The sequence below is a fragment of the Arthrobacter sp. 10L430 genome, assembly GCF_056395245.1.
The window spans coordinates 66814-88507 of the sequence record NZ_JBFTJD010000009.1 but is presented as its reverse complement, the minus strand read 5'-3'; the positions used below and the strand labels follow the sequence as shown (position 1 = coordinate 88507).

Here is a 21694-nt window from a genome sequence, read left to right as displayed (position 1 = left end):
ACCCCTGGTCCAGGCCTGAAAGCGGTCTCCGAAACCCTGATCCGTGTTTGGATTGATGCATGACCACCGCTCCTGTCCGCCCGCCACTGGTCCGCAGCAGCGACCGTATGATCGCCGGAGTCTGTGCGGGCCTCGCCGCGCACCTGGGCTGGCCGGTGCGCATGGTGCGGATCGGCATGGCAGTGGCCGCCCTTGCCGGCGGTGCGGGCTTCGCGTTCTATGCCTGGCTCTGGATCATGGTTCCCACCGCGGACGAAGCCGCCCGGCGGAACGCCAGGCGGCCGGCGTCGCCCATCGCCCCCGCGGTGAGCACCCCGCCGGCGGGCTCCCCGCACGAGCCGGGGTCCGCCGTCGACCCGCCGTTTTCCGCTGGAACGTACCCGCCCGCCTACCCGCTCAGGGGCTACGGGCCGGGCTCCCTTTCGCCGGGCGTTTACGCCCCTGCTGCCGGTCCCGCTCCGTCCGCAATGTACGACGCCGGGACCCCCTTCCAGCCTCCGGCAGCTGGCGCCGTTCCCGGCACCGTCGGCGCGGGCACCGCTGGTCCGGTCAGCGGTGTCCCGGGGACCGGAGCCTGGTTCCGCGTCCGCAGCATGCGCTATGGCAAGGAGATCCTGCTCGGTTCCGGGCTGCTGCTCGTGGCCGGGATCCTGGTCGCCCGGCTGCTCGGTGCGGAGGTCCCGCTGGGTACCCTGATCCCGGCCGCTGCCATCCTGGGCGGTGCCGCCATTGCCTGGATGCAGCTCGATGAAACGCGCCGCGCCGGCCTGGTGGACAAAACCAAGGCGGACCAGGCCGGCGGGTGGGCACGACTCGCCGCCGGGCTGGCGCTCGTGGTGGCCGGGGTGCTCGTGATGGTGTCCGGTTCCGGCTCCTGGGAGCAGACCTGGCTGGCGCTGCTGGCGTCGGTGGCGGTGCTCGGCGGCGTGGCGCTGGTGCTCCTTCCCTGGGGCCTGAAGTTCTGGCGCGACCTCGAGACCGAACGGGCCGGCCGCGTACGCGAGACCGAGAGGGCGGAGATCGCCGCCCATCTCCATGACTCGGTGCTGCAGACCCTTGCCCTGATCCAGCGGCGCGCAGCCAACGAGAACGATGTGGTGCGGCTGGCCCGGGCGCAGGAGCGCGAACTGCGCGGCTGGCTCTTCAAGGACCCGGCCAAGGACGCTGGCCAGCTCTCGGACCGGATCAAGGCGGCCGCCGCCGAGGTCGAGGACGGACTCGGCAACGCGGTCGACGTCGTGAGCGTGGGAGACACGGCCATGACCGACCGGCACGAGGCGCTCGTCCAGGCCAGCCGCGAGGCCATGCTGAACGCTTCCCGCCACGGCGGCGGGCCCGTCTCCGTGTACCTTGAGGTGTCCGGCGGCGGAGTGGACGTTTTCATCAAGGACCGCGGCTCCGGATTCGATCTTCGCGGCGTTCCGGAAGACAGGCTCGGCGTCCGGGAATCCATCATCGGCCGCATGAAGCGCCACGGAGGAACCGCCGAGATTATCAGCAGTCCGGACGGCACGGAGGTGCGGCTCAAGCTGCCTGCCGCCGTCGCGGAGAACGGGGAAGGGAAGCCATGAGCACTCCGGCATTGGACGGAACAGCAGCAGGAAACCAGCGGGAAACGGTCAGGGTGGTGATCGTTGACGACCACGCCATCTTCCGTTCGGGCCTCAAGGCTGACCTCGATCCGAGGGTAACGGTCGTGGGGGAGGCCGGCACGGTGGAGCAGGCCATCGAGGTGATTGCCCGGACCAGGCCCGGGGTGGTGCTGCTCGATGTGCACCTGCCCGGCGGTCTGGGCGGAGGAGGGCGGGAGGTCATCGCCGGCTCGGCTGCGTTGCTGGGCACAACCAAGTTCCTGGCACTCAGCGTGTCGGACGCCGCCGAAGATGTGGTGGCCGTGATCCGCGCCGGGGCCCGAGGCTACGTGACCAAGACGATTTCCGGCGCCGAGATCACTGACGCGGTCTTCCGTGTTGCGGGCGGCGACGCCGTGTTTTCGCCGCGGCTCGCAGGGTTCGTTCTGGACGCGTTCGGCACTGCCCCTGCCGACATCGCCGACGACGAACTGGACAGGCTCTCAGCCCGGGAACTCGAAGTCATGAGGCTTATTGCGCGCGGCTACAGCTACAAGGAAGTGGCCAAGGAGCTGTTCATCTCCATCAAGACCGTGGAAACGCACGTGTCGGCGGTCCTGCGGAAGCTGCAGCTCTCCAGCCGCCACGAGCTGACCAAATGGGCCGCGGAACGCCGGCTCCTCTAGCCAACCCCAACGCTCTCTCACTTCCTGTCGCTTGAACCCGGACGCTCTCTCACTTCCTGTCGCTTGAACCGGGACGCCCTCTCACCAGGTGAGAGAGCGTCCGGGGTTTTCCTGCAGGAGGTGAGAGAGCGTCCGGGTTTTTCCTGCGGAAGGTGAGAGAGCGTCCGGGGTTTTCCCGCAGGAGGTGAGAGAGCGTCCGGGTTTTTCCTGCGGGAGGTGAGAGAGCGTGCCTACTTGGCCTTGCCCAGGAAATCCTGCAGCCGGCCCACGCCGGTGGCGAGGTCGTCGTCGCCCAGGGCGTAGGACAGCCGCAGGTAGCCCGACGGGCCGAAAGCCTCGCCCGGAACCACGGCAACTTCCACCTCGTCCAGAATCATCGCCGCCAGTTCGGCGGACGTTCCGGGACGAATCGGACCGTTCGCCGTCGGGAATTCCTTCCCGAGCAGACCGCGGACGTCGGCGTAGACGTAAAAGGCGCCCTTCGGCGTCGGGCATTCAACGCCCTCAATGGCATTGAGCCCGGCGACGATAGCCTTGCGGCGGCGGTCGAAGGCCACCTTCATCTCGTCGACGGCGGTCAGCGGGCCGGAAACCGCGGCAAGGGCTGCCACCTGCGGGATGTTGGACACGTTGGACGTGGCATGGGACTGGAGGTTCGTGGCGGCCTTGATGACATCGGCCGGCCCGATCATCCAGCCCACACGCCAGCCGGTCATCGCGTAAGTCTTGGCCACGCCGTTGAGGATCACCACTTTGTCGCCGAGCTCCGGAACGGCCGTGGCGATCGAGGTGAACGGGACGCCGTCGTACGTCAGGTGCTCGTAGATCTCATCGGTGACTACCCACAGGCCCTTGGCCGCGGCCCACTGCCCGATTTCCGCGACCTGTTCGGGGGAGTAGACGGAGCCTGTCGGGTTGGACGGCGACACGAAGAGCAGGATCTTGGTGCGGTCGGTGACGGCCGCCTCCAGCTGCTCCACAGTCACCAGGTAGTCCTGCTCGGGTCCGGCGAAGACCTCGACGGGCACGCCGCCGGCCAGCCGGATCGCTTCCGGGTAGGTGGTCCAGAACGGGGTGGGCACAATCACTTCGTCGCCCGGGTCAACCAGTGTGGCGAACGTGTTGTAGACGGCCTGCTTGCCGCCGTTGGTAACCAGCACCTGGGAAGGGTCCACTTTGTAGCCGGAGTCGCGGAACGTCTTCTCGGCGATGGCTTTCTTCAGCTCCGGCAGGCCCCCGGCGGGGGAGTAGCGGTGGTACTTCGGCTGGCTGGCGGCCTCGATGGCTGCCTTGACGATGTAGTCCGGGGTGGGGAAGTCCGGCTCGCCCGCACCGAAACCGATCACTGGCCGGCCGGCTGCTTTCAGCGCCTTGGCCTTGGCGTCGACAGCCAGGGTGGCAGATTCGGCAATGGCGGAAATGCGTTTGGAAACGCGGGCGGCAGACATGGCGGGTCCGTTCTTCGCTTGCAGCTGGGTAGCTGAATGGTGGAATTCGACGGAATCTACTCTATGCTGTTCACCGGATCGTTCGAGGTGGGACGCGGCAATGTGACTGCAGCCTGGTCAGGTTTTGCACAGCTACCAAGACGGTCCGAAATGAGGCTGGTTCGACGTACGCGAAGTTGTTGCGTAGACTAGTTCTCCGGTGTTGAAAACACGATGATGACGTGCGCCTCAGGGAAGTCTGGGTCAAGCATGGCCTCGATCAGTTTTCAACCCACAGGATCAGTTTTGATCCATAGGGTAGTGGCGCAATTGGTAGCGCAGCGGTCTCCAAAACCGCAGGTTGCAGGTTCGAGTCCTGTCTGCCCTGCGCAAGCTGTCCCGGTGAAAACCCGGGGCAAGCGCAGCAACCATGGTTCAGTTCAGAGCCGGGTAATCCGACATTGCGAGGATGAGTGAGGACCAGGTGACCGAAACAGCTGCAAGCAGCTCCAAGGGCCGCCCCGCCAAGAAAGCCGCCAAGGCAGGCTTCTTCGCTCGAATTGCACTCTTCGTCCGCCAGGTCATCGGCGAGCTGAAGAAGGTCGTCGCACCCACCCGCAAGGAACTGATCAACTACACGCTCGTGGTGCTGGTATTCGTGGTCATCATGATGGTCATCGTCACCGTGCTGGACCTGGGCTTCGGGACCGCGGTGGGCTGGGTCTTCGGCGGTACAGGCGCCAAGGACCGCTAAGGCGATAGGTCCGCAGACTGCGCGGGCTCCTCCGATTATCGGAGGGAGCTGCGGAGTGTGCGGAATTGAGCCATTTAAATAGGCATGTTAAGCAATGAGGAAGCAGGAGACCAAGTGTCTGAGCAGGAGCTCGAGGTAACTGAGGCTGAGTTGGATGGCCCCGCGGACAGCACGGCTGACGCCGCGGCTGAAGCCGTTGAAGGGTCTGAGGCTGATTCTGCTGCACCCGATTCCGAAGGCGACGCCGATGAGGCAGAGGCCGAAACTGACGTAGTCGACGAAGCAGACGCTGAAGACGACGCATCCGAAGACGACGCCGACGCATCCGAAGGCGATGACGAAGACGCAGACGCCCTGGCAGCTGCCGCAGCCAAGGCCGACGTCGACCCCGCAGAAGAGTTCAAGGGCAAACTGCGCCGCCAGGAGGGTGACTGGTATGTCATCCACTCCTACGCAGGTTACGAAAACCGCGTCAAGGCCAACCTTGAGACCCGCATCCAGACCCTGGACATGGAAGATTACATCTTCGAAATCCAGGTTCCCATGGAAGAAGTCGTTGAGATCAAGAACGCTCAGCGCAAGGTCATCAACCGCGTCCGGATCCCCGGCTACGTTCTCGTCCGCATGGACCTGACGGATGCCTCGTGGGGCGCCGTCCGCCACACCCCGGGCGTCACCGGCTTCGTGGGCAACGCCCACAACCCAGTGCCGCTGCGCCTCGACGAGGTCTTCTCCATGCTCGCTCCGGTCTTCGAGGAAGAGCAAGCCGAGAAGGGCAAGCCCGTCAAGCACGCCGCCGCCCCGGTGGACGTCGACTTCGAGGTTGGCGAATCGGTCATCGTCAAGGAAGGTCCCTTCGAGACCCTCCCCGCCACGATCTCCGAGATCAAGATTGATTCCCAGACCCTCGTGGTGCTGGTTTCCATCTTCGAGCGCGAAACACCGGTCACTCTGGCGTTCAACCAGGTCACCAAGATCTAGCAATACCCACAGAATTCGCTCCGGGGCTGCCCGCTTAGCAGCCACGAAGCGGCCGACCGCCTCGCCATGGCGGTCAACCACCTGAGGCACGCTCCTGTGTCCCAGGACGCATTTGAGAGAAGGACCCTACATTGGCTCCCAAGAAGAAGGTCACCGGCCTCATCAAGCTGCAGATCCAGGCAGGTGCCGCTAACCCGGCTCCGCCGATCGGTCCTGCGCTTGGCCAGCACGGTGTCAACATCATGGAATTCTGCAAGGCGTACAACGCTGCGACGGAAGCCCAGCGCGGCAACGTTATTCCTGTTGAAATCACGGTCTACGAGGACCGCTCGTTCACGTTCATCACCAAGACCCCGCCGGCTGCAGAGCTCATCAAAAAGGCTGCAGGCGTCGCCAAGGGTTCCGCTACCCCGCACACCGTCAAGGTTGCCAAGCTGACCCAGGCCCAGGTCAACGAGATCGCTTCCACCAAGATGGAAGACCTCAACGCCACGAGCCTCGAAGGCGCAGCGAAGATCATCGCCGGCACCGCCCGCTCCATGGGTATCACCGTCGAGGGTTAATTCCCTCACCGCTGAAGCGGCGCGGCTTCGGGAAACCGACGACGACGCCGGACAGCACCGCCGGGAAACCGGCACCACTGAAACATTGAAATGTTGGAGATCCACGCCGGATCAGCCAACTGTGGCAGGGCCCAGCGCGGTCCGCAGACCACAACTGCACAAGGAGAATAAGCAGCATGGCAAAGCGCAGCAAAGCATATGAGGCAGCCGCCGCCAAGATCGACGCGGAGAAGTTCTACGCGCCGTTCGAGGCAGTGACGCTCGCCAAGGACACCAACCCGTCCAAGTTCGACGCCACCGTTGAGGTCGCCTTCCGTCTGGGCGTTGACCCCCGTAAGGCTGACCAGATGGTCCGCGGCACCGTCAACCTGCCCCACGGCACCGGCAAGACTGCCCGCGTTCTCGTCTTCGCCACGGGCGACAAGGCCGAAGCAGCCATCGCTGCAGGCGCCGACTTCGTTGGTTCCGATGACCTGATCGAAAAGATCGCCGGCGGCTGGACCGACTTCGACGCAGCCGTTGCCACCCCTGACCTCATGGGCAAGGTTGGCCGCCTCGGTAAGGTCCTGGGTCCGCGTAACCTGATGCCGAACCCGAAGACCGGCACCGTGACCGCTGACGTCACCAAGGCTGTCAACGACATCAAGGGCGGCAAGATCGACTTCCGCGTCGACAAGCACTCCAACCTGCACTTCATCATCGGCAAGGTTTCGTTCGACGTCATCAAGCTGGCCGAGAACTACGCAGCCGCTCTCGAAGAGGTGCTTCGTCTGAAGCCGTCCGCTTCAAAGGGCCGCTACATCCAGAAGGCTACGGTTGCCACGACCTTCGGTCCCGGCATCTCCGTAGACCCGAACGTCACCAAGGTGCTGACCGAGGTCTAATCCTCGCGAACCACCCGCCGGTCATCCGGCAGGCAACAAAGGACCGCCCGGCATTGCGCCGGGCGGTCCTTTGTTTTGCGGCCGCCATCTGCCGGCCCTTGCCGGCCTCTGGAGCGCACAAGGCTGTGCGGCTAGGCTGATGCCGTGACGACGCCGGCTTACCGCATAGAACCTCTGGTCCTGCCTTCCTTCATCGATTCCCCGGATGCCTCCGACTTTCTGGAGTTCAGCGATCTCAGTGACGCGCTGGTGCTGGAAACCTGGGGGAACCTTGACCGTGCCACCCCGCGGGAGGCCCGCCTCGAGGCGTGGCGCGACGATGACTATAAGCAGCTCCGGATCTTCTTCGTCCGTCTGGACGGGCGCATGGTCGCCAAATCCTGGATCAGATTGCCGCTGCAGGAGAACCTCCAGGACGCGATGGTGAGGGTGGACGTCCTGAACGAATTCACCGGAAGGGGAATCGGGCAGGCGCTGCTGCGGCATGGCGAGGAGCTGGCCGCCAGCCACGGCCGTAGCACCCTGCAGAGTTTTACGGAACACGCGGCGGGCTTTGATCCGAACGGGCCCGGCGTCCTGAAGCCGGGAACAGGCACGGGAGGGGTCCCCGCTGACTCGCGAGCGGCCAGGTTCGCCGCGGCCGGCGGCTACACGCTGGAGCAGGTCACCCGGTTCAGCGCACTGGACATGCCGGTAGCGGATGGCACTCTCGACGCCCTGGACAGGGAGGCAAGCTCCATTGCCGGGGGCAGCTACGAACTCCTTAGTTGGACCGACCGCTGCCCTGACGAATATGTTGACCAGCTAGCAGTGCTCATGTCCCGGATGAGCACTGACAGCCCGGCCGGCGCCCTCCACTACGATGCCGAAGTGTGGGACGCCAAACGCGTCCGGCACGTTGAGGATGAGTGGCAGCAGACCGGCCAGGAGGCCCTGTTTGCCGTGGCGCGGCACAAGTCGAGCGGTGAGCTGGCCGCTTACTCGGTCCTGCAGTATTCCGGGTCAAAACCCTGGGTCGCGGAGCAGGATGACACCCTGGTCATCAAGGCACACCGTGGAAACCGGCTGGGCATGCTCGTGAAAATACTGAATCTTCGGCGGATGGTGGCGGAGCATCCCTCGGTTGAACGGATCCTCACGTTCAACGCCGCGGAGAACGACCACATGCTCGCGATCAACGTCGCCCTGGGCTTCCGCCCGGCGGGGTACGACGGCGAGTGGCAGCGCCGCCGCTAACCGTCATATGCTGGCGACGGATACTCCGCGTGGACTCAAGCCCGTAGCCTGACAGGGTGAGTGGCAGAACGGCTGGGAAGATGCCCCCTATGGCAAGTGAAGTGCAGATCGAGCAGTTGTTCATTCCGGAGTCCATCGACGCGCCCGACGCGGTGGACTTTCTGGCCGCAGTGGAAGTGGGCCGCAAGGTCCGGATGCAGACGTGGGGGAGCGATGACCTCGCATACGCCCCGCTTGAGAAGCTCCTCGAACTGGACGATCCCTATGAGCGCCAGGTCATCCTGGTGGCCAAGGTGGACGGCAGGATCGTGGGTACCGTGGACATCGCACTGCCCCTCACCGACAATCTTGACCTGGCGGAGTTCACGCTGGACATCCTGCCCGAATACCAGCGTCAGGGCGTAGGCCGGCAGCTGTTGGATGCCGCGGAACGGTTCGCCCGCGACGAGGGTAGGTCCATGATCCTGATCGACACCAACCATCCCGGGTCTTCGCTCCATGAGTTCGAATCCGAGCAGCTGGTGCCCGGATCCGGGCAGGGCTTCGTGCCGCTGGGCAGCCGGGAAGTGGAGTTCGCCCGGCGCACCGGCTACACGCTGCAGCACATCGAACAGTTCAGCTCCTGCGCCCTGCCGCTCGACACCAAGCTCGTGGCGGAACTCGAAGCCGAGGCGGAAGAAGCAAACAACGGCCGCTACCGGCTGCACCACTGGACCGACCGGTGCCCGGAGCGGTGGCTGGAATCCGTGGCTGCCCTTGAGAACCAGGCTGGCGGGGATGCCCTGCCCGCCGGCGGAAGCGAGGAGGACGGCATGGTGTTCGATGCCCGCATCCTGCGGGAAGCGGAGGACGTGACCATAGCGCAGGGGCGGCGCACGGTGGTGACCGCCGTCGAGCACGTTGCCTCTGAAACCCTGGTGGGGCTGACCACCATCAGCGTCCTGGCGCAGCGCCAGGATGTCGTCTTCCAGGACGACACGGTGGTGCTGCAGGAGCACCGCGGCAACAAGCTGGGGCTGCTGATCAAGGTGGCCAACATGGAGCGGCTGACGGAGCAGTTCCCCGATGCACGCGTGATCTACACCTGGAACGCCCCGGAAAACCGGTACCTCCTGACCGTAAACCGCCAGTTGGGATTTACGACGGCGGGTGTCACCGGAATCTGGCAGAAGGAACTGCCGGATATGGGGCCCAGTACCAGTTGACCTGTGCCGGCTGGATGCCATCAGCTGGACGCCGATTTGGCGGTCCGGCACGGCGTCCCGTAAGCTTGAAGGACCAAAGACCGTCGGTTGTTGGAAATCCACTCTTTCGAGCTCAGCTCAACTCTGTAGTTGTGTGCGGAGGAGCCAGTGGGTTTCCGGACGAAGGACCCTGAACATAGGGCGGCCAGCGCAGGTGAACGAAGCAAAGCTCCGCGGTTCTGAACTGCGTTGAGCCAAGCCCCGTGCATCTGCGCGGGGCGTTTTTAGTTTTAGCTCACCTGAGCGGGGACCCGGAATACCGGCACTATCCCCGGAAGGAGGGTTATGGCAACGCCTACCAAGGTTTCAGCAGTAGCTGAGATCACTAACGATTTCAAGGAATCGAACGCCGCTGTCCTGACCGAATACCGTGGGCTCACCGTTGCACAGCTCAAGCAGCTGCGTGTTTCTCTCGGCCAGGACACCAAGTTCTCGGTCGTCAAGAACACCCTGACCGCCATTGCAGCCAAGGAAGCTGGTGTCGAAGCATTCGACGGCCAGCTCGCCGGCCCCACTGCAATCGCGTTCATCAAGGGTGACGCAGTTGCAGCTGCCAAGAGCCTGACGGATTTTGCCAAGACCAACAAGCAGCTGGTTATCAAGACCGGTTACTTCGAGGGCAAGGCACTGAACGCCAGCGAAGTTGCTGCCCTGGCAGCACTCGAGTCCCGCGAGCTGCAGCTCGCCAAGGTTGCAGGCATCCTCAAGGCTCCTGCTGCCGCTGCTGCACGCATCATTGACGCCCTGCGCCTCAAGCTTGAAGAAGAGAACGGTACTCCGGCTGAAGCCGAAGCGCCCGCCGCTGAAGAAGCCCCGGCCGCAGAAGCAGCAGAGACCGAAGCTCCGGCCGAAGCCGCAGCCCCCGAAGAGAACTAACTCTCTTTCAAACCAGACTCCGGTGTGAAGGCAAAGGCCCAGGCCGCCAAGCACCACCTATAGGAAGGACGCCACACCATGGCGAAGCTCAGCAACGAAGAGCTCATTGAAGCTTTCAAGGAACTGACCATCATCGAGCTCTCCGAGTTCGTCAAGCTCTTCGAAGAGACCTTCGAAGTTACGGCTGCTGCTGTCGCCGTTGCTGGCCCCGCTGCCGGCGCTGCTGAAGAAGCCGAAGAGAAGACCGAATTCGACGTCGTTCTCGAAGCTGCTGGCGACAAGAAGATCGCAGTGATCAAGGAAGTCCGCGCCATCACCTCCCTCGGCCTCAAGGAAGCCAAGGACCTGGTTGACAGCGCTCCGAAGGCTGTTCTCGAAGGCGTTACGAAGGAAGCTGCAGAGAAGGCTATTGCTCAGCTCGAAGAAGCCGGCGCACGCGTTACCCTCAAGTAACACACGCTTTGCTCTTGGAAGCCCCGTCCACTCCGGTGGGCGGGGTTTCCTGTGTTTTAAACCACAGCTGCGTCTAATTGGGGTCGCTGATATCAGCCACCACCGCGCCGAGCGCCGCTGTCAGGGCGTCGGCGTCCACGAAGGCGCTGTAGCCGTGCTGGCCCGCGCCCATGGAGATGCGACGGCCGGCAATGGTCTGGTCTGCATACACGGGCCAGGCCGTGGTGCTGCCCAGCGGGGTGATGGTCCCGCGTTCGTAGCCGGTGGCCTCCAGGGCCACGTCCGCTGCGGGCATGGAGAGCTTGTTCACTCCCACCAGGCTCCGGAGCTTGGGCCAGGAGATCTGGCGGTCGCCCGGAATGAGGGCGAACAGGAAGCTGCCGTCCTTGTGCTTCACAACGAGGGACTTCACAATATCGGCCGGCGTGATGCCGAGGATCTGCGCAGCCTCCTCGAGGCTGTGCGCCGCAAGCCGCTCCACGAGTTCGACGTCGAGGCCGCGGGCGGCGGCGTCGGCAAGGAAGCGCTCCCTGCCGGCGCCGTCCGCGCCTCCGGCCGATAGGGCCTTCATCAGTCCCGGTACAGCAGGAGGGCTTCGCCCTGCCCGCCGCCGCCGCACAGGGAGACCGCAGCCTTGCCCTGGCCGCGCCGTTTCAGTTCATGTGCCGCGTGCAGCGCCAGCCGGGCGCCGGAGGCGCCAATCGGATGGCCGACGGCGATGGCGCCGCCGTGGATGTTGCACTGCTCCAGCGGGTAGTCCAGGTCCTTGAGCGACTGCACGGCCACAGAACCGAAAGCCTCATTGATTTCAATGAAGTCCAGATCGGCAGTGGTCCAGCCCGCCCGGTCCAGGGCATTCCGGATCGCGTTGGAGGGCTGGGAGTGGAGTGAGTTGTCCGGGCCGGCCACCTGTCCGGGCCTGCCGACAACCGCCAGGAATTCCAGCCCGTTCTCCTCGGCAAACTTGCGGGACGTCAGCACCAGGGCCGAGGCGCCGTCGGACAGGGGAGAGGAGTTGCCGGCCGTGATGGTCCCGTCCGTGACGAACGCGGCGCGAAGCCCTGCCAGCGATTCGACGGACGTGTCCGGACGGATCCCTTCGTCCGTGGCCACGACCACCGGATCGCCCTTGCGCTGCTTGACGCTGATCGGTGCGATTTCGCCGTCGAAGACCCCGTTCTTGGCGGCGATGGCCGCGCGCTGGTGAGACTGGGCCGCCACGTTGTCCTGCGACGCCCGGTCGATGCCCAGGACCAGGTTCTTGGTCTCGGTGGAGAGTCCCATGGACTGCCCGTCGAAGGCGTCCGTCAGGCCGTCGTGCGCGGCCACGTCGAGCGCCTGGACAGCGCCGTACGCCCAGCCCTGGCGCGAGCCCGGAAGAACATGCGGTGCCCGGGTCATGGATTCCTGGCCACCCGCGACAACGACGGCGGCATCGCCGCTGCGGATCATCCTCGCCGCGTCGATCACGGCGGTCAGCCCGGAGAGGCAGACTTTGTTGATGGTCACCGTAGGGACGTTCCAGCCGATGCCGGCGCCGATCGCGCTCTGCCGGGCCGGGTTCTGGCCGGCCCCGGCCTGGAGCACCTGGCCCATGATGACCGCGTCCACCTGGTCGGCGCGAAGCCCGCTGGCTGCGATGGCCGCCTTGATGGCGTGCGCGCCGAGTTCGACGGCGGTGAAGCTCGCCAGCTGTCCGTTGAGACGGCCCTGCGGCGTCCGGGCGCCGGACAGGATGACAACGTCATTGTTGTCTGCGGAGTTGGTCATGGTTATCTCTTCCGATCTGAATGATGTAGGCCTAGGCTATCGTGAGCCCCGTCACCTATCCACTCCAACGCTGCGGCGGGTGCCGGAATTCCACCGCGGCACTGTGCCGTGCCAACTAGGTGCCTACGGCAACGGTGCTTGCAATAAGCTTCGAAGTGGGGTAGACACGCGTTAAGTTTTGCCGTATCGTAGATATTTGCGTCTTCCCTGTTTACCTTCAGCCTTCATATAGCGGTGGGCTTCTCCTGGCAGCTGCTCCATCAATGTGCCGTATACAACGTCACCAGCATGGGCAGACCAGGTCCCGGGTCATATAGCGGAACCGGATGGTAGCACTGCGGAGTCACTCTGCAGGGTACATAGCGGGGGAGATCTGAAAACGCCTGAAGGTCTGTGGAAGGATCCCTCTTGGTCGCCTCGAGCACCTCTAATAACGAAACCGCTAATACGGCAAGCACCGATGGTGCCACTCGCCGGCTCTCATTCGCAAAGATTCACGAACCTCTTGACGTTCCGAATCTCCTTGCCCTGCAGACGGACAGCTTCGACTGGCTGGTCGGAAACGAACGCTGGCAGGCGCGCGTAGCGAAGGCCGTCGAAGAAGGCGACCTCAGCGTCGCCACCACCTCCGGTCTTTCCGACATCTTCGAAGAGATCTCCCCGATTGAGGATTTCCAGGGCACCATGTCCCTGAGCTTCTCCGATCCGGAGTTCGCTGATCCGAAGTACACCATGGCTGAATGCAAGGACCGGGACGCAACGTACTCGGCACCGCTGTACGTCAAGGCCGAATTCATGAACAACAACACGGGCGAAATCAAGCAGCAGACCGTGTTCATGGGTGACTTCCCGCTGATGACCGAGAAGGGCACCTTCGTCGTCAACGGCACCGAACGCGTCGTCGTCTCCCAGCTGGTCCGTTCACCGGGCGCCTACTTCGAGCGCACCGCTGACAAGACCAGCGACAAGGACATCTTCACCGCAAAGATCATCCCGTCCCGCGGTGCATGGTTCGAGCTTGAGATCGACAAGCGCGACCAGGTCGGCGTGCGCCTCGACCGCAAGCGCAAGCAGTCCGTCACTGTGCTGCTGAAGGCCCTCGGCTGGACCGAAGGCCAGATCCTCGAGGAGTTCGGTCAGTACGACTCCATGCGCGCCACGCTGGAGAAGGACGCCACCGAAACCCGCGAAGACGCCCTGCTGGACATCTACCGCAAGCTGCGACCGGGCGAGCCGCCCACCGTCGAGGCTGCCCAGTCCCTGCTGGACAACCTGTACTTCAACTCCAAGCGCTACGATCTGGCCAAGGTTGGCCGTTACAAGATCAACCGCAAGCTCGGCATCGACCGCTCCCTTGGCGACAAGGAAGCTTCGGTCCTTCACGTTGAAGACATCGTCGCCATGATCAAGTTCCTGGTTGCGCTGCACGCCGGTGAGAAGACCCTCACGGGCAAGCGCGATGGCCAGGACCACGAGCTGCGCGTCGAGATCGACGACATCGACCACTTCGGCAACCGCCGCATCCGCGCCGTTGGCGAGCTCATCGAGAACCAGGTCCGCACCGGCCTGTCCCGCATGGAGCGCGTCGTCCGCGAGCGTATGACCACGCAGGACGTCGAAGCGATCACGCCGCAGACCCTGATCAACATCCGCCCGGTTGTGGCAGCGATCAAGGAGTTCTTCGGAACGTCCCAGCTGTCGCAGTTCATGGACCAGAACAACCCGCTCTCGGGTCTCACCCACAAGCGCCGTCTGTCTGCGCTTGGCCCCGGTGGTCTGTCCCGTGACCGTGCAGGCATGGAAGTCCGAGACGTTCACCCGTCCCACTACGGACGTATGTGCCCCATCGAAACCCCTGAAGGCCCGAACATTGGTCTCATCGGTTCGCTGGCTTCCTACGGCCGCATCAACCCGTTCGGTTTCATCGAGACTCCTTACCGTCTCGTCGCCGAAGGCGTCGTGTCCGACGAGGTCCAGTACCTGACGGCCGACGACGAAGCAGAGGTCCTGATCGCACAGGCCAACGCTCCGCTGGACGAGAACAAGAAGTTCGCCGAAGAGACCGTCCTGGTCCGCGCCCGTGGTGGTGGAGGCGAGCCTGTGCTGGTTCCCGCCGGCGAGGTCGAGTTCATGGACGTTTCCCCGCGCCAGATGGTGTCCGTGGCTACGGCCCTGATCCCGTTCCTCGAGCATGACGATGCTAACCGCGCACTCATGGGTGCCAACATGCAGCGCCAGGCCGTGCCGCTGGTCCGTTCCGAGGCGCCGTTCGTCGGTACCGGCATGGAGCGCGCCGCTGCAGTCGACGCCGGCGACGTCACCATCGCGAAAAAGGCCGGCGTGGTCACCGAGGTGTCCGCCGAGCTCGTCATCATGCTCAACGACGACGGTACGGAAACCAACTACCGCATCAACAAGTTCGCCCGCTCCAACCAGGGCAACTGCTACAACAACCGCGTTCTGGTGAGCGAAGGCCAGCGCCTGGAGGTCGGCGGCATCATCGCTGACGGCCCGGCAACGGACCAGGGTGAACTGGCCCTCGGTAAGAACCTGCTCGTGGCATTCATGTCATGGGAAGGCCACAACTTCGAGGACGCCATCATCCTCTCGCAGCGCATTGTTGCCGAGGACGTTCTTTCCTCCATCCACATCGAGGAGCACGAGATCGATGCCCGCGACACCAAGCTTGGTGCCGAGGAAATCACCCGTGACATCCCCAACGTATCCGAGGAAGTCCTGGCGGGCCTGGACGAGCGCGGCATCATCCACATCGGTGCAGAGGTTGAAGCCGGCGACATCCTGGTCGGAAAGGTCACCCCGAAGGGTGAAACCGAGCTGACCCCGGAGGAGCGCCTGCTGCGCGCCATCTTCGGCGAGAAGTCCCGCGAAGTCCGCGATACTTCCCTGAAGGTGCCCCACGGCGAGTCCGGCACCGTCATCGGCGTCCGCGTCTTCGACCGCGACAACGACGACGAGCTGCCCCCGGGCGTGAACCAGCTGGTCCGCGTCTACGTGGCCGCCAAGCGCAAGATCACCGACGGCGACAAGCTCGCCGGCCGCCACGGCAACAAGGGTGTTATCTCCAAGATCCTCCCGATCGAGGACATGCCCTTCCTTGCCGACGGTACCCCCGTTGATATCGTCCTGAACCCGCTGGGTGTCCCGGGCCGTATGAACGTCGGCCAGGTGCTGGAAACGCACCTCGGCTGGGTTGCCAAGACCGGCTGGAAGATCGAAGGCGAGCCCGAGTGGGCCAAGCAGCTGCCGAACCTGCCGCGCGAGAGTGGCCAGACCACTGTTGCAACGCCGGTCTTCGACGGTGCCCGCGAAGAGGAAATCACGGGCCTGCTGGACTCCACCAACGTGACCCGCGACGGTGAGCGCCTGATCAACTCCTCGGGCAAGACCCGCCTGTTTGACGGCCGCTCCGGCGAGCCGTTCCCGGATCCGATCTCGGTCGGCTACATGTACATCCTGAAGCTCCACCACCTGGTGGACGACAAGATCCACGCGCGCTCCACCGGCCCGTACTCCATGATCACGCAGCAGCCGCTGGGTGGTAAGGCACAGTTCGGTGGCCAGCGCTTCGGTGAAATGGAAGTGTGGGCGCTCGAAGCTTACGGCGCCGCCTACACGCTCCAGGAGCTCCTCACGATCAAGTCGGATGATATCCACGGTCGTGTCAAGGTCTACGAAGCCATCGTCAAGGGCGAGAACATCCCGGAGCCGGGCGTTCCTGAGTCCTTCAAGGTCTTGATCAAGGAAATGCAGTCGCTGTGCCTGAACGTGGAAGTCCTTTCCACGGACGGAACCACGATTGAAATGCGTGACTCTGATGACGCAGTCTTCACGGCTGCGGAAGAACTGGGCATCGATCTGTCTCGTGCAGAGCCCAGTTCCGTAGAAGAGGTTTAGGTGAGGTCCGACGGCGGGTGACCACCCGCCGTCGGCTCCTCCCTCCCTTTTCCCGTAACCCAAGACTTCAGAATTTAGAGAACAAGAGAGAACAGGGACCATATGTCCAGCGAATCCTCCTTCGGCCTCATGCAGATCGGCCTCGCCACCGCGGAAGACATCCGTGGCTGGTCGTACGGCGAGGTTAAGAAGCCGGAAACCATTAACTACCGCACGCTCAAGCCCGAGAAGGACGGCCTCTTCTGCGAGAAGATCTTCGGCCCGTCCCGTGACTGGGAATGCTACTGCGGCAAGTACAAGCGCGTGCGCTTCAAGGGCATCATCTGTGAGCGGTGTGGCGTTGAGGTCACCCGTGCCAAGGTGCGCCGTGAGCGCATGGGCCACATCGAACTGGCTGCGCCCGTAACCCACATCTGGTACTTCAAGGGCGTTCCCTCCCGTCTGGGCTACCTCCTTGACCTGGCACCGAAGGACCTCGAAAAGGTCATCTACTTCGCTGCCTACATGATCACGAGCGTCGACGCCGACAGCCGCCACGAAGAACTGCCCAACCTGCAGGTTGAGCACGACATCGAGAAGAAGCAGCTGATCGACAACCGTGACTCCGACATCGCCACGATCGCCCGCGACCTCGAGAACGAGCTTGCCCGTCTCGAAGGCGAAGGCGCCAAGGCTGCCGACAAGAAGAAGGCCCGCGACTCCGCCGACCGCCAGATGGCGAACGTGCGCAAGCGTGCCGACGCCGAGATCGAGCGCCTCGAGCAGGTCTGGGACCGCTTCAAGAACCTGAAGGTCGCTGACCTCGAAGGCGACGAAGGCCTCTACCGCGAGCTGCGCGACCGCTACGGCATGTACTTCGAAGGCTCCATGGGTGCCGAAGCCATCAAGAAGCGTCTTGAGAACTTCGACATGCAGGCCGAGTCTGACCAGCTGCGCGACATCATCGCCAACGGCAAGGGCCAGCGCAAGACCCGTGCCCTTAAGCGCCTGAAGGTTGTCAACGCGTTCCTGACCACCAACAACAGCCCCCTCGGCATGGTGTTGGACGCTGTCCCGGTGATCCCGCCGGAACTGCGCCCGATGGTCCAGCTGGACGGTGGCCGCTTCGCGACCTCCGACCTCAACGACCTCTACCGCCGCGTGATCAACCGCAACAACCGTCTCAAGCGACTGCTTGACCTGGGCGCTCCGGAGATCATCGTCAACAACGAGAAGCGCATGCTTCAGGAAGCCGTTGACAGCCTCTTCGACAACGGCCGCCGCGGCCGTCCGGTCACCGGACCGGGCAACCGTCCGCTGAAGTCCCTGAGCGACATGCTCAAGGGCAAGCAGGGACGTTTCCGCCAGAACCTCCTTGGCAAGCGCGTTGACTACTCGGGCCGTTCGGTCATCGTCGTCGGCCCGCAGCTGAAGCTGCACCAGTGTGGTCTGCCCAAGCAGATGGCCCTGGAGCTCTTCAAGCCGTTCGTGATGAAGCGCCTGGTTGACCTCAACCACGCGCAGAACATCAAGTCGGCCAAGCGCATGGTGGAGCGTTACCGTCCGCAGGTCTGGGACGTCCTCGAAGAGATCATCACCGAACACCCGGTGCTGCTGAACCGTGCACCTACCCTGCACCGCCTCGGCATCCAGGCGTTCGAGCCGCAGCTCGTTGAAGGCAAGGCCATCCAGCTTCACCCGCTGGTCTGTGGCGCCTTCAACGCCGACTTCGACGGCGACCAGATGGCAGTCCACCTGCCGTTGAGCCCCGAAGCGCAGGCTGAGGCACGCATCCTGATGCTCTCCTCGAACAACATCCTGAAGCCGTCCGACGGCCGTCCGGTCACCCTGCCTTCGCAGGATATGATCATCGGCCTCTACCACCTGACCACCAAGCGTGTCGGTTCAGCTGGCGAAGGCCGGATCTTCGCTTCGGTGTCGGAAGCCATCATGGCCTACGACCTGCACGAGCTGCACCTGAACTCCAAGGTCAAAATCCGGCTTGAGGGCTTTGTCCCTTACGCCGGCTGGGAAGCTCCGGAAGACTGGGAGCAGGGTCAGACCGCGCTGGTTGAGACTTCGCTCGGCCAGGTTCTCTTCAACGAGACGCTGCCCGAGGACTACCCGTGGGTTGAGGACGTTGCAGACAAGGGCGAACTGTCCCGGATCGTCAACGACCTTGCCGAGCGTTACCCGAAGGTGGTCACAGCCGCAACGCTGGACAACCTGAAGGATGCCGGATTCTACTGGGCAACCCGTTCAGGCGTGACCGTGGCTATCTCCGACATTGAGGTACCCAAGGACAAGCCGGTGATCCTCGCCGGATACGAGACCATGGCTGCCAAGATCCAGGGCCAGTACGACAAGGGCCTGATCGACGACGACGAGCGTCGCCAGGAACTGATCGAGATCTGGAACAAGGCGACCAACGAGATTGCCCAGGCAATGCGCGACAGCCTGTCGCCGATGAACACCATCAACCGCATGGTGTCCTCCGGTGCACGTGGTAACTGGATGCAGGTCCGTCAGATCGCGGGTATCCGTGGCCTGGTGGCCAACCCGAAGGGTGAAATCATCCCGCGTCCGATCAAGTCCTCGTACCGCGAGGGCCTGTCGGTGCTGGAGTACTTCATCGCCACGCACGGTGCCCGTAAGGGTCTGGCTGACACCGCCCTGCGTACCGCCAACTCGGGTTACCTGACCCGTCGTCTGGTGGACGTTTCGCAGGACGTCATCGTCCGCGAAGAGGACTGCGGGACCGAGCGCGGCCTCGTGACCCCGATCGCCGTCGTCGATGCCAACGGTGAACTCGTCCTTGACGAGAACGTCGAGAACAGCGCCTACGCCCGTACGCTGGCCGTGGACGTCGTTGACTCCAAGGGCAACATCCTGGCAGCCGGCGGCACCGACTGCGGTGACGTCGTGATCGCCGAGCTGTTCGCAGCCGGCATCACCGAGGTCAAGGTCCGCTCTGTACTCACCTGTGAGTCCAGCGTCGGCACCTGCGCGCTGTGCTACGGCCGTTCGCTGGCCACGGGCAAGACCGTCGACATCGGCGAGGCTGTTGGCATCATCGCCGCGCAGTCCATCGGTGAGCCGGGCACCCAGCTGACCATGCGTACGTTCCACACCGGTGGTGCTGTTTCCGCCAGCGGTGGAGACGACATCACCCAGGGTCTGCCCCGTATCCAGGAGCTCTTCGAAGCCCGTACTCCGAAGGGTGTGGCGCCGATTGCGGAAGCAGCCGGACGCATCACCATCGAAGAGTCCGAGCGCCAGATGCGTCTGGTCATCACTCCGGACGACGGTTCCGAAGAGATCGCGTACCCGGTACTGCGCCGTTCACGTCTCCTGATCGAAGACGGCCAGCACGTCACGGTGGGCCAGAAGCTCATCAACGGTCCGGTCGACCCGAAGCAGGTCCTGCGCATCATGGGCCCGCGTGCCGCACAGAAGTTCCTCGTGGACGAAGTGCAGGGCGTGTACCGCAGCCAGGGCATCGGCATCCACGACAAGCACGTGGAGGTCATCGTCCGCCAGATGCTGCGCCGCGTCACGGTCATCGAATCCGGCGAATCGGACCTGCTCCCCGGTGAGCTGGCCGAGCGCAGCCGCTTCGAGGATGCCAACCGCCGCGTTGTGTCCGAGGGCAAGACTCCGGCTTCCGGACGTCCTGAGCTCATGGGCATCACCAAGGCCTCCCTGGCCACCGAGTCCTGGCTGTCCGCAGCTTCCTTCCAGGAGACCACCCGCGTCCTGACGCAGGCGGCCATGGAAGGCAAGAGCGATCCGCTGCTCGGCCTCAAGGAGAACGTCATCATCGGTAAGCTGATCCCGGCCGGCACGGGTCTCCCGCGCTACACCGAGGTCACGGTGGAACCGACTGAAGAAGCAAAGGCCAACCTGTTCACCGGCCCCAGCGCGTTCAGCGACTTCTCCTACGACACCCTGGGCGGCGACGGAGCTCCCGAGTTCCACGCCATCCCGCTGGATGACTACGACCTCGGCAACGACTTCCGGTAGCCGTTCCTGACAACGCGGGGTCACTTACGGCCCAATCCGCACCGTGGATTGGGCTCAGAGTGACTCCGCGTTGTTGTTTAAGGGCAGGGATCCCCGCCGATTAAGGCCTGGCGGGAGTCCGTGTTAGACTTGTGACCAATTGTTATTGTGGCAGTGGATGAGTGCGCCGGTACAGCCGAAAGGCCGGACCAGAGCGACGTTTCCGGTTTGCAGGGTTCTTGTGCAACGTATGCCACATTTTTGCATGCCTAGGGGACTTTTGAAGACGAAAGTCACGTCATTCCCCATGGGTGCGATCCGACTATTAAAGGCTTCGCCTCAGCTGCTCTGGAGACTTCTTCAAAGCTCGGGCGGCGGGGCAAAGCAACAGGAGAGCGGCTGTCAGAGGCCGCTCCGGATAAAACGGAGAACACGAAAGTGCCTACGATTAACCAGCTGGTCCGCAAGGGCCGCACGCCGAAGGTCAAAAAGACCAAGGCTCCCGCGCTTAACGGCAGCCCGATGCGCCGCGGTGTCTGCACCCGCGTGTACACCACCACCCCGAAGAAGCCGAACTCGGCTCTGCGTAAGGTTGCACGTGTGCGCCTTAACGGTGGCATTGAAGTAACCGCCTACATCCCCGGTGTAGGCCACAACCTCCAGGAGCACTCCATTGTGCTCGTTCGTGGTGGTCGTGTGAAGGACCTTCCCGGTGTCCGCTACAAGATCGTCCGCGGCGCCCTCGATACCCAGGGTGTCAAGAACCGTAAGCAGGCCCGCAGCCGCTACGGCGCAAAGATGGAGAAGAAGTAATATGCCTCGCAAGGGTCCGGCCCCCAAGCGGCCGCTCGTATTAGATCCCGTTTACGGCTCCCCGCTGGTCACTCAGCTGATCAACAAGGTCCTGGTTGACGGCAAGAAGTCCACCGCAGAGCGCATCGTCTACGGTGCCCTCGAAGGTGCACGCGCCAAGTCCGGTGGCGACCCCGTTGCCGCCCTCAAGAAGGCCATGGACAACGTCAAGCCTTCCCTCGAGGTCCGCTCCCGCCGTGTCGGTGGCGCAACCTACCAGGTTCCGGTTGAGGTCAAGCCGGGCCGCTCCACCGCCCTCGCCCTCCGCTGGCTGGTCGGCTACTCGAAGGCCCGCCGCGAAAAGACGATGACCGAGCGTCTCCAGAACGAAATCCTGGATGCCTCCAATGGTCTCGGTGCCGCTGTGAAGCGTCGCGAAGACACCCACAAGATGGCCGAGTCGAACAAGGCCTTCGCACACTACCGCTGGTAAAACTTCCCGTACGCCGCCGGCTCAGACGAGCCGGCGGCGAACGCGTAGTCCATCCGAAAGGGAGACAC

Annotated in this window: 17 protein-coding genes and 1 tRNA gene; 15 read left to right on the top strand and 3 right to left on the bottom strand. The window is 63.7% G+C overall.

From position 1 onward, the window contains the following. Positions 1-59: 59 nt before the first annotated feature. Both AC1DDG_RS10955 and AC1DDG_RS10950 read left to right on the top strand, forming a co-directional pair. Positions 60-1571: a PspC domain-containing protein gene (locus tag AC1DDG_RS10955; protein ID WP_476876082.1), complete on the top strand. Its 1512-nt coding sequence runs from the start codon at positions 60-62 to the stop codon at positions 1569-1571. Then, positions 1568-2257, top strand: coding sequence for a LuxR C-terminal-related transcriptional regulator (locus tag AC1DDG_RS10950; RefSeq protein WP_230118091.1), 690 nt, complete (start codon positions 1568-1570; stop codon positions 2255-2257). Before AC1DDG_RS10955 ends, AC1DDG_RS10950 begins: the two co-directional genes overlap by 4 nt. 230 nt (positions 2258-2487) lie before the next feature. Here AC1DDG_RS10950 and AC1DDG_RS10945 read toward each other — a convergent pair whose 3' ends face one another. Next, on the bottom strand, positions 2488-3705 hold the full coding sequence (locus tag AC1DDG_RS10945; RefSeq protein WP_476876081.1) for a pyridoxal phosphate-dependent aminotransferase: 1218 nt from the start codon (positions 3703-3705) through the stop codon (positions 2488-2490). A gap of 294 nt (positions 3706-3999) precedes the next feature. On the opposite strand from AC1DDG_RS10945, the gene AC1DDG_RS10940 reads away from it, so the two are divergent. From AC1DDG_RS10940 to rplL, 9 genes are all read left to right on the top strand, one after another. Beyond that, positions 4000-4072 (top strand) — tRNA-Trp (locus AC1DDG_RS10940). An 81-nt stretch (positions 4073-4153) separates the two neighbouring features. Next, positions 4154-4438 carry a preprotein translocase subunit SecE gene (gene secE, locus AC1DDG_RS10935; RefSeq protein ID WP_230118093.1) on the top strand — a complete coding sequence of 95 codons (285 nt, stop codon included), beginning with the start codon at positions 4154-4156 and terminating at the stop codon, positions 4436-4438. Between the two features lie 114 nt (positions 4439-4552). Then, positions 4553-5419 (top strand): transcription termination/antitermination protein NusG, encoded by an 867-nt coding sequence (nusG, locus tag AC1DDG_RS10930; RefSeq protein WP_476876080.1) that lies wholly within the window; start codon positions 4553-4555, stop codon positions 5417-5419. A gap of 131 nt (positions 5420-5550) precedes the next feature. Further along, positions 5551-5982: a 50S ribosomal protein L11 gene (gene rplK / locus AC1DDG_RS10925; RefSeq protein ID WP_003803853.1), complete on the top strand. Its 432-nt coding sequence runs from the start codon at positions 5551-5553 to the stop codon at positions 5980-5982. A gap of 176 nt (positions 5983-6158) precedes the next feature. Beyond that, on the top strand, positions 6159-6866 hold the full coding sequence (rplA, locus tag AC1DDG_RS10920) for a 50S ribosomal protein L1 (RefSeq protein WP_230118095.1): 708 nt from the start codon (positions 6159-6161) through the stop codon (positions 6864-6866). Positions 6867-7010: 144 nt separating this feature from the next. Beyond that, entirely contained in the window at positions 7011-8102 is a 1092-nt protein-coding gene (locus AC1DDG_RS10915; protein ID WP_476876079.1) for a GNAT family N-acetyltransferase, read from the top strand. A gap of 89 nt (positions 8103-8191) precedes the next feature. Continuing rightward, entirely contained in the window at positions 8192-9307 is a 1116-nt protein-coding gene (locus AC1DDG_RS10910) for a GNAT family N-acetyltransferase (protein ID WP_476876078.1), read from the top strand. Between the two features lie 324 nt (positions 9308-9631). After that, positions 9632-10222, top strand: a complete 591-nt coding sequence (gene rplJ / locus AC1DDG_RS10905; RefSeq protein ID WP_476876077.1) for a 50S ribosomal protein L10 — start codon at positions 9632-9634, stop codon at positions 10220-10222. A 78-nt stretch (positions 10223-10300) separates the two neighbouring features. Continuing rightward, positions 10301-10675, top strand: coding sequence for a 50S ribosomal protein L7/L12 (gene rplL / locus AC1DDG_RS10900; protein ID WP_230118099.1), 375 nt, complete (start codon positions 10301-10303; stop codon positions 10673-10675). Between the two features lie 73 nt (positions 10676-10748). Here the strand turns inward: rplL and AC1DDG_RS10895 are convergent, their stop codons facing one another. Next, on the bottom strand, positions 10749-11246 hold the full coding sequence (locus AC1DDG_RS10895; RefSeq protein ID WP_476876076.1) for an aminoacyl-tRNA deacylase: 498 nt from the start codon (positions 11244-11246) through the stop codon (positions 10749-10751). Continuing rightward, the gene (locus AC1DDG_RS10890; RefSeq protein ID WP_476876075.1) at positions 11246-12445 is read right to left on the bottom strand and encodes an acetyl-CoA C-acetyltransferase; all 1200 of its coding nucleotides are present in this window, start codon (positions 12443-12445) and stop codon (positions 11246-11248) included. The genes AC1DDG_RS10895 and AC1DDG_RS10890 overlap by 1 nt, the downstream gene beginning before the upstream one ends. 408 nt (positions 12446-12853) lie before the next feature. Between AC1DDG_RS10890 and rpoB the strand changes: the two genes are divergently transcribed. The 4 genes from rpoB to rpsG all read left to right on the top strand — a co-directional run bounded on the left by rpoB (position 12854) and on the right by rpsG (position 21626). Further along, a complete protein-coding gene (rpoB, locus tag AC1DDG_RS10885) occupies positions 12854-16360 on the top strand; it encodes a DNA-directed RNA polymerase subunit beta (RefSeq protein WP_230118102.1) in 3507 nt (1168 codons plus the stop codon). Positions 16361-16462: 102 nt separating this feature from the next. Then, positions 16463-20362 carry a DNA-directed RNA polymerase subunit beta' gene (locus AC1DDG_RS10880; protein WP_230118103.1) on the top strand — a complete coding sequence of 1300 codons (3900 nt, stop codon included), beginning with the start codon at positions 16463-16465 and terminating at the stop codon, positions 20360-20362. A 417-nt stretch (positions 20363-20779) separates the two neighbouring features. Continuing rightward, positions 20780-21154, top strand: coding sequence for a 30S ribosomal protein S12 (rpsL, locus tag AC1DDG_RS10875; RefSeq protein ID WP_018773658.1), 375 nt, complete (start codon positions 20780-20782; stop codon positions 21152-21154). A 1-nt stretch (position 21155) separates the two neighbouring features. Then, positions 21156-21626, top strand: coding sequence for a 30S ribosomal protein S7 (gene rpsG, locus AC1DDG_RS10870; protein WP_026531948.1), 471 nt, complete (start codon positions 21156-21158; stop codon positions 21624-21626). The last annotated feature ends 68 nt before the right edge of the window (positions 21627-21694 follow it).

What these genes read in the sequence shown, in the direction of transcription:
- AC1DDG_RS10955 (WP_476876082.1), top strand. Translation starts at nt 60, where the DNA reads ATGACCACCGCTCCTGTCCGCCCGCCACTGGTCCGCAGCAGCGACCGT.
- AC1DDG_RS10950 (WP_230118091.1), top strand. Translation starts at nt 1,568, where the DNA reads ATGAGCACTCCGGCATTGGACGGAACAGCAGCAGGAAACCAGCGGGAA.
- AC1DDG_RS10945 (WP_476876081.1), bottom strand. Translation starts at nt 3,705, where the DNA reads ATGTCTGCCGCCCGCGTTTCCAAACGCATTTCCGCCATTGCCGAATCT.
- secE (WP_230118093.1), top strand. Translation starts at nt 4,154, where the DNA reads ATGAGTGAGGACCAGGTGACCGAAACAGCTGCAAGCAGCTCCAAGGGC.
- rplA (WP_230118095.1), top strand. Translation starts at nt 6,159, where the DNA reads ATGGCAAAGCGCAGCAAAGCATATGAGGCAGCCGCCGCCAAGATCGAC.
- AC1DDG_RS10910 (WP_476876078.1), top strand. Translation starts at nt 8,192, where the DNA reads ATGGCAAGTGAAGTGCAGATCGAGCAGTTGTTCATTCCGGAGTCCATC.
- rplJ (WP_476876077.1), top strand. Translation starts at nt 9,632, where the DNA reads ATGGCAACGCCTACCAAGGTTTCAGCAGTAGCTGAGATCACTAACGAT.
- rplL (WP_230118099.1), top strand. Translation starts at nt 10,301, where the DNA reads ATGGCGAAGCTCAGCAACGAAGAGCTCATTGAAGCTTTCAAGGAACTG.
- AC1DDG_RS10895 (WP_476876076.1), bottom strand. Translation starts at nt 11,246, where the DNA reads ATGAAGGCCCTATCGGCCGGAGGCGCGGACGGCGCCGGCAGGGAGCGC.
- AC1DDG_RS10890 (WP_476876075.1), bottom strand. Translation starts at nt 12,445, where the DNA reads ATGACCAACTCCGCAGACAACAATGACGTTGTCATCCTGTCCGGCGCC.
- AC1DDG_RS10880 (WP_230118103.1), top strand. Translation starts at nt 16,463, where the DNA reads ATGTCCAGCGAATCCTCCTTCGGCCTCATGCAGATCGGCCTCGCCACC.
- rpsG (WP_026531948.1), top strand. Translation starts at nt 21,156, where the DNA reads ATGCCTCGCAAGGGTCCGGCCCCCAAGCGGCCGCTCGTATTAGATCCC.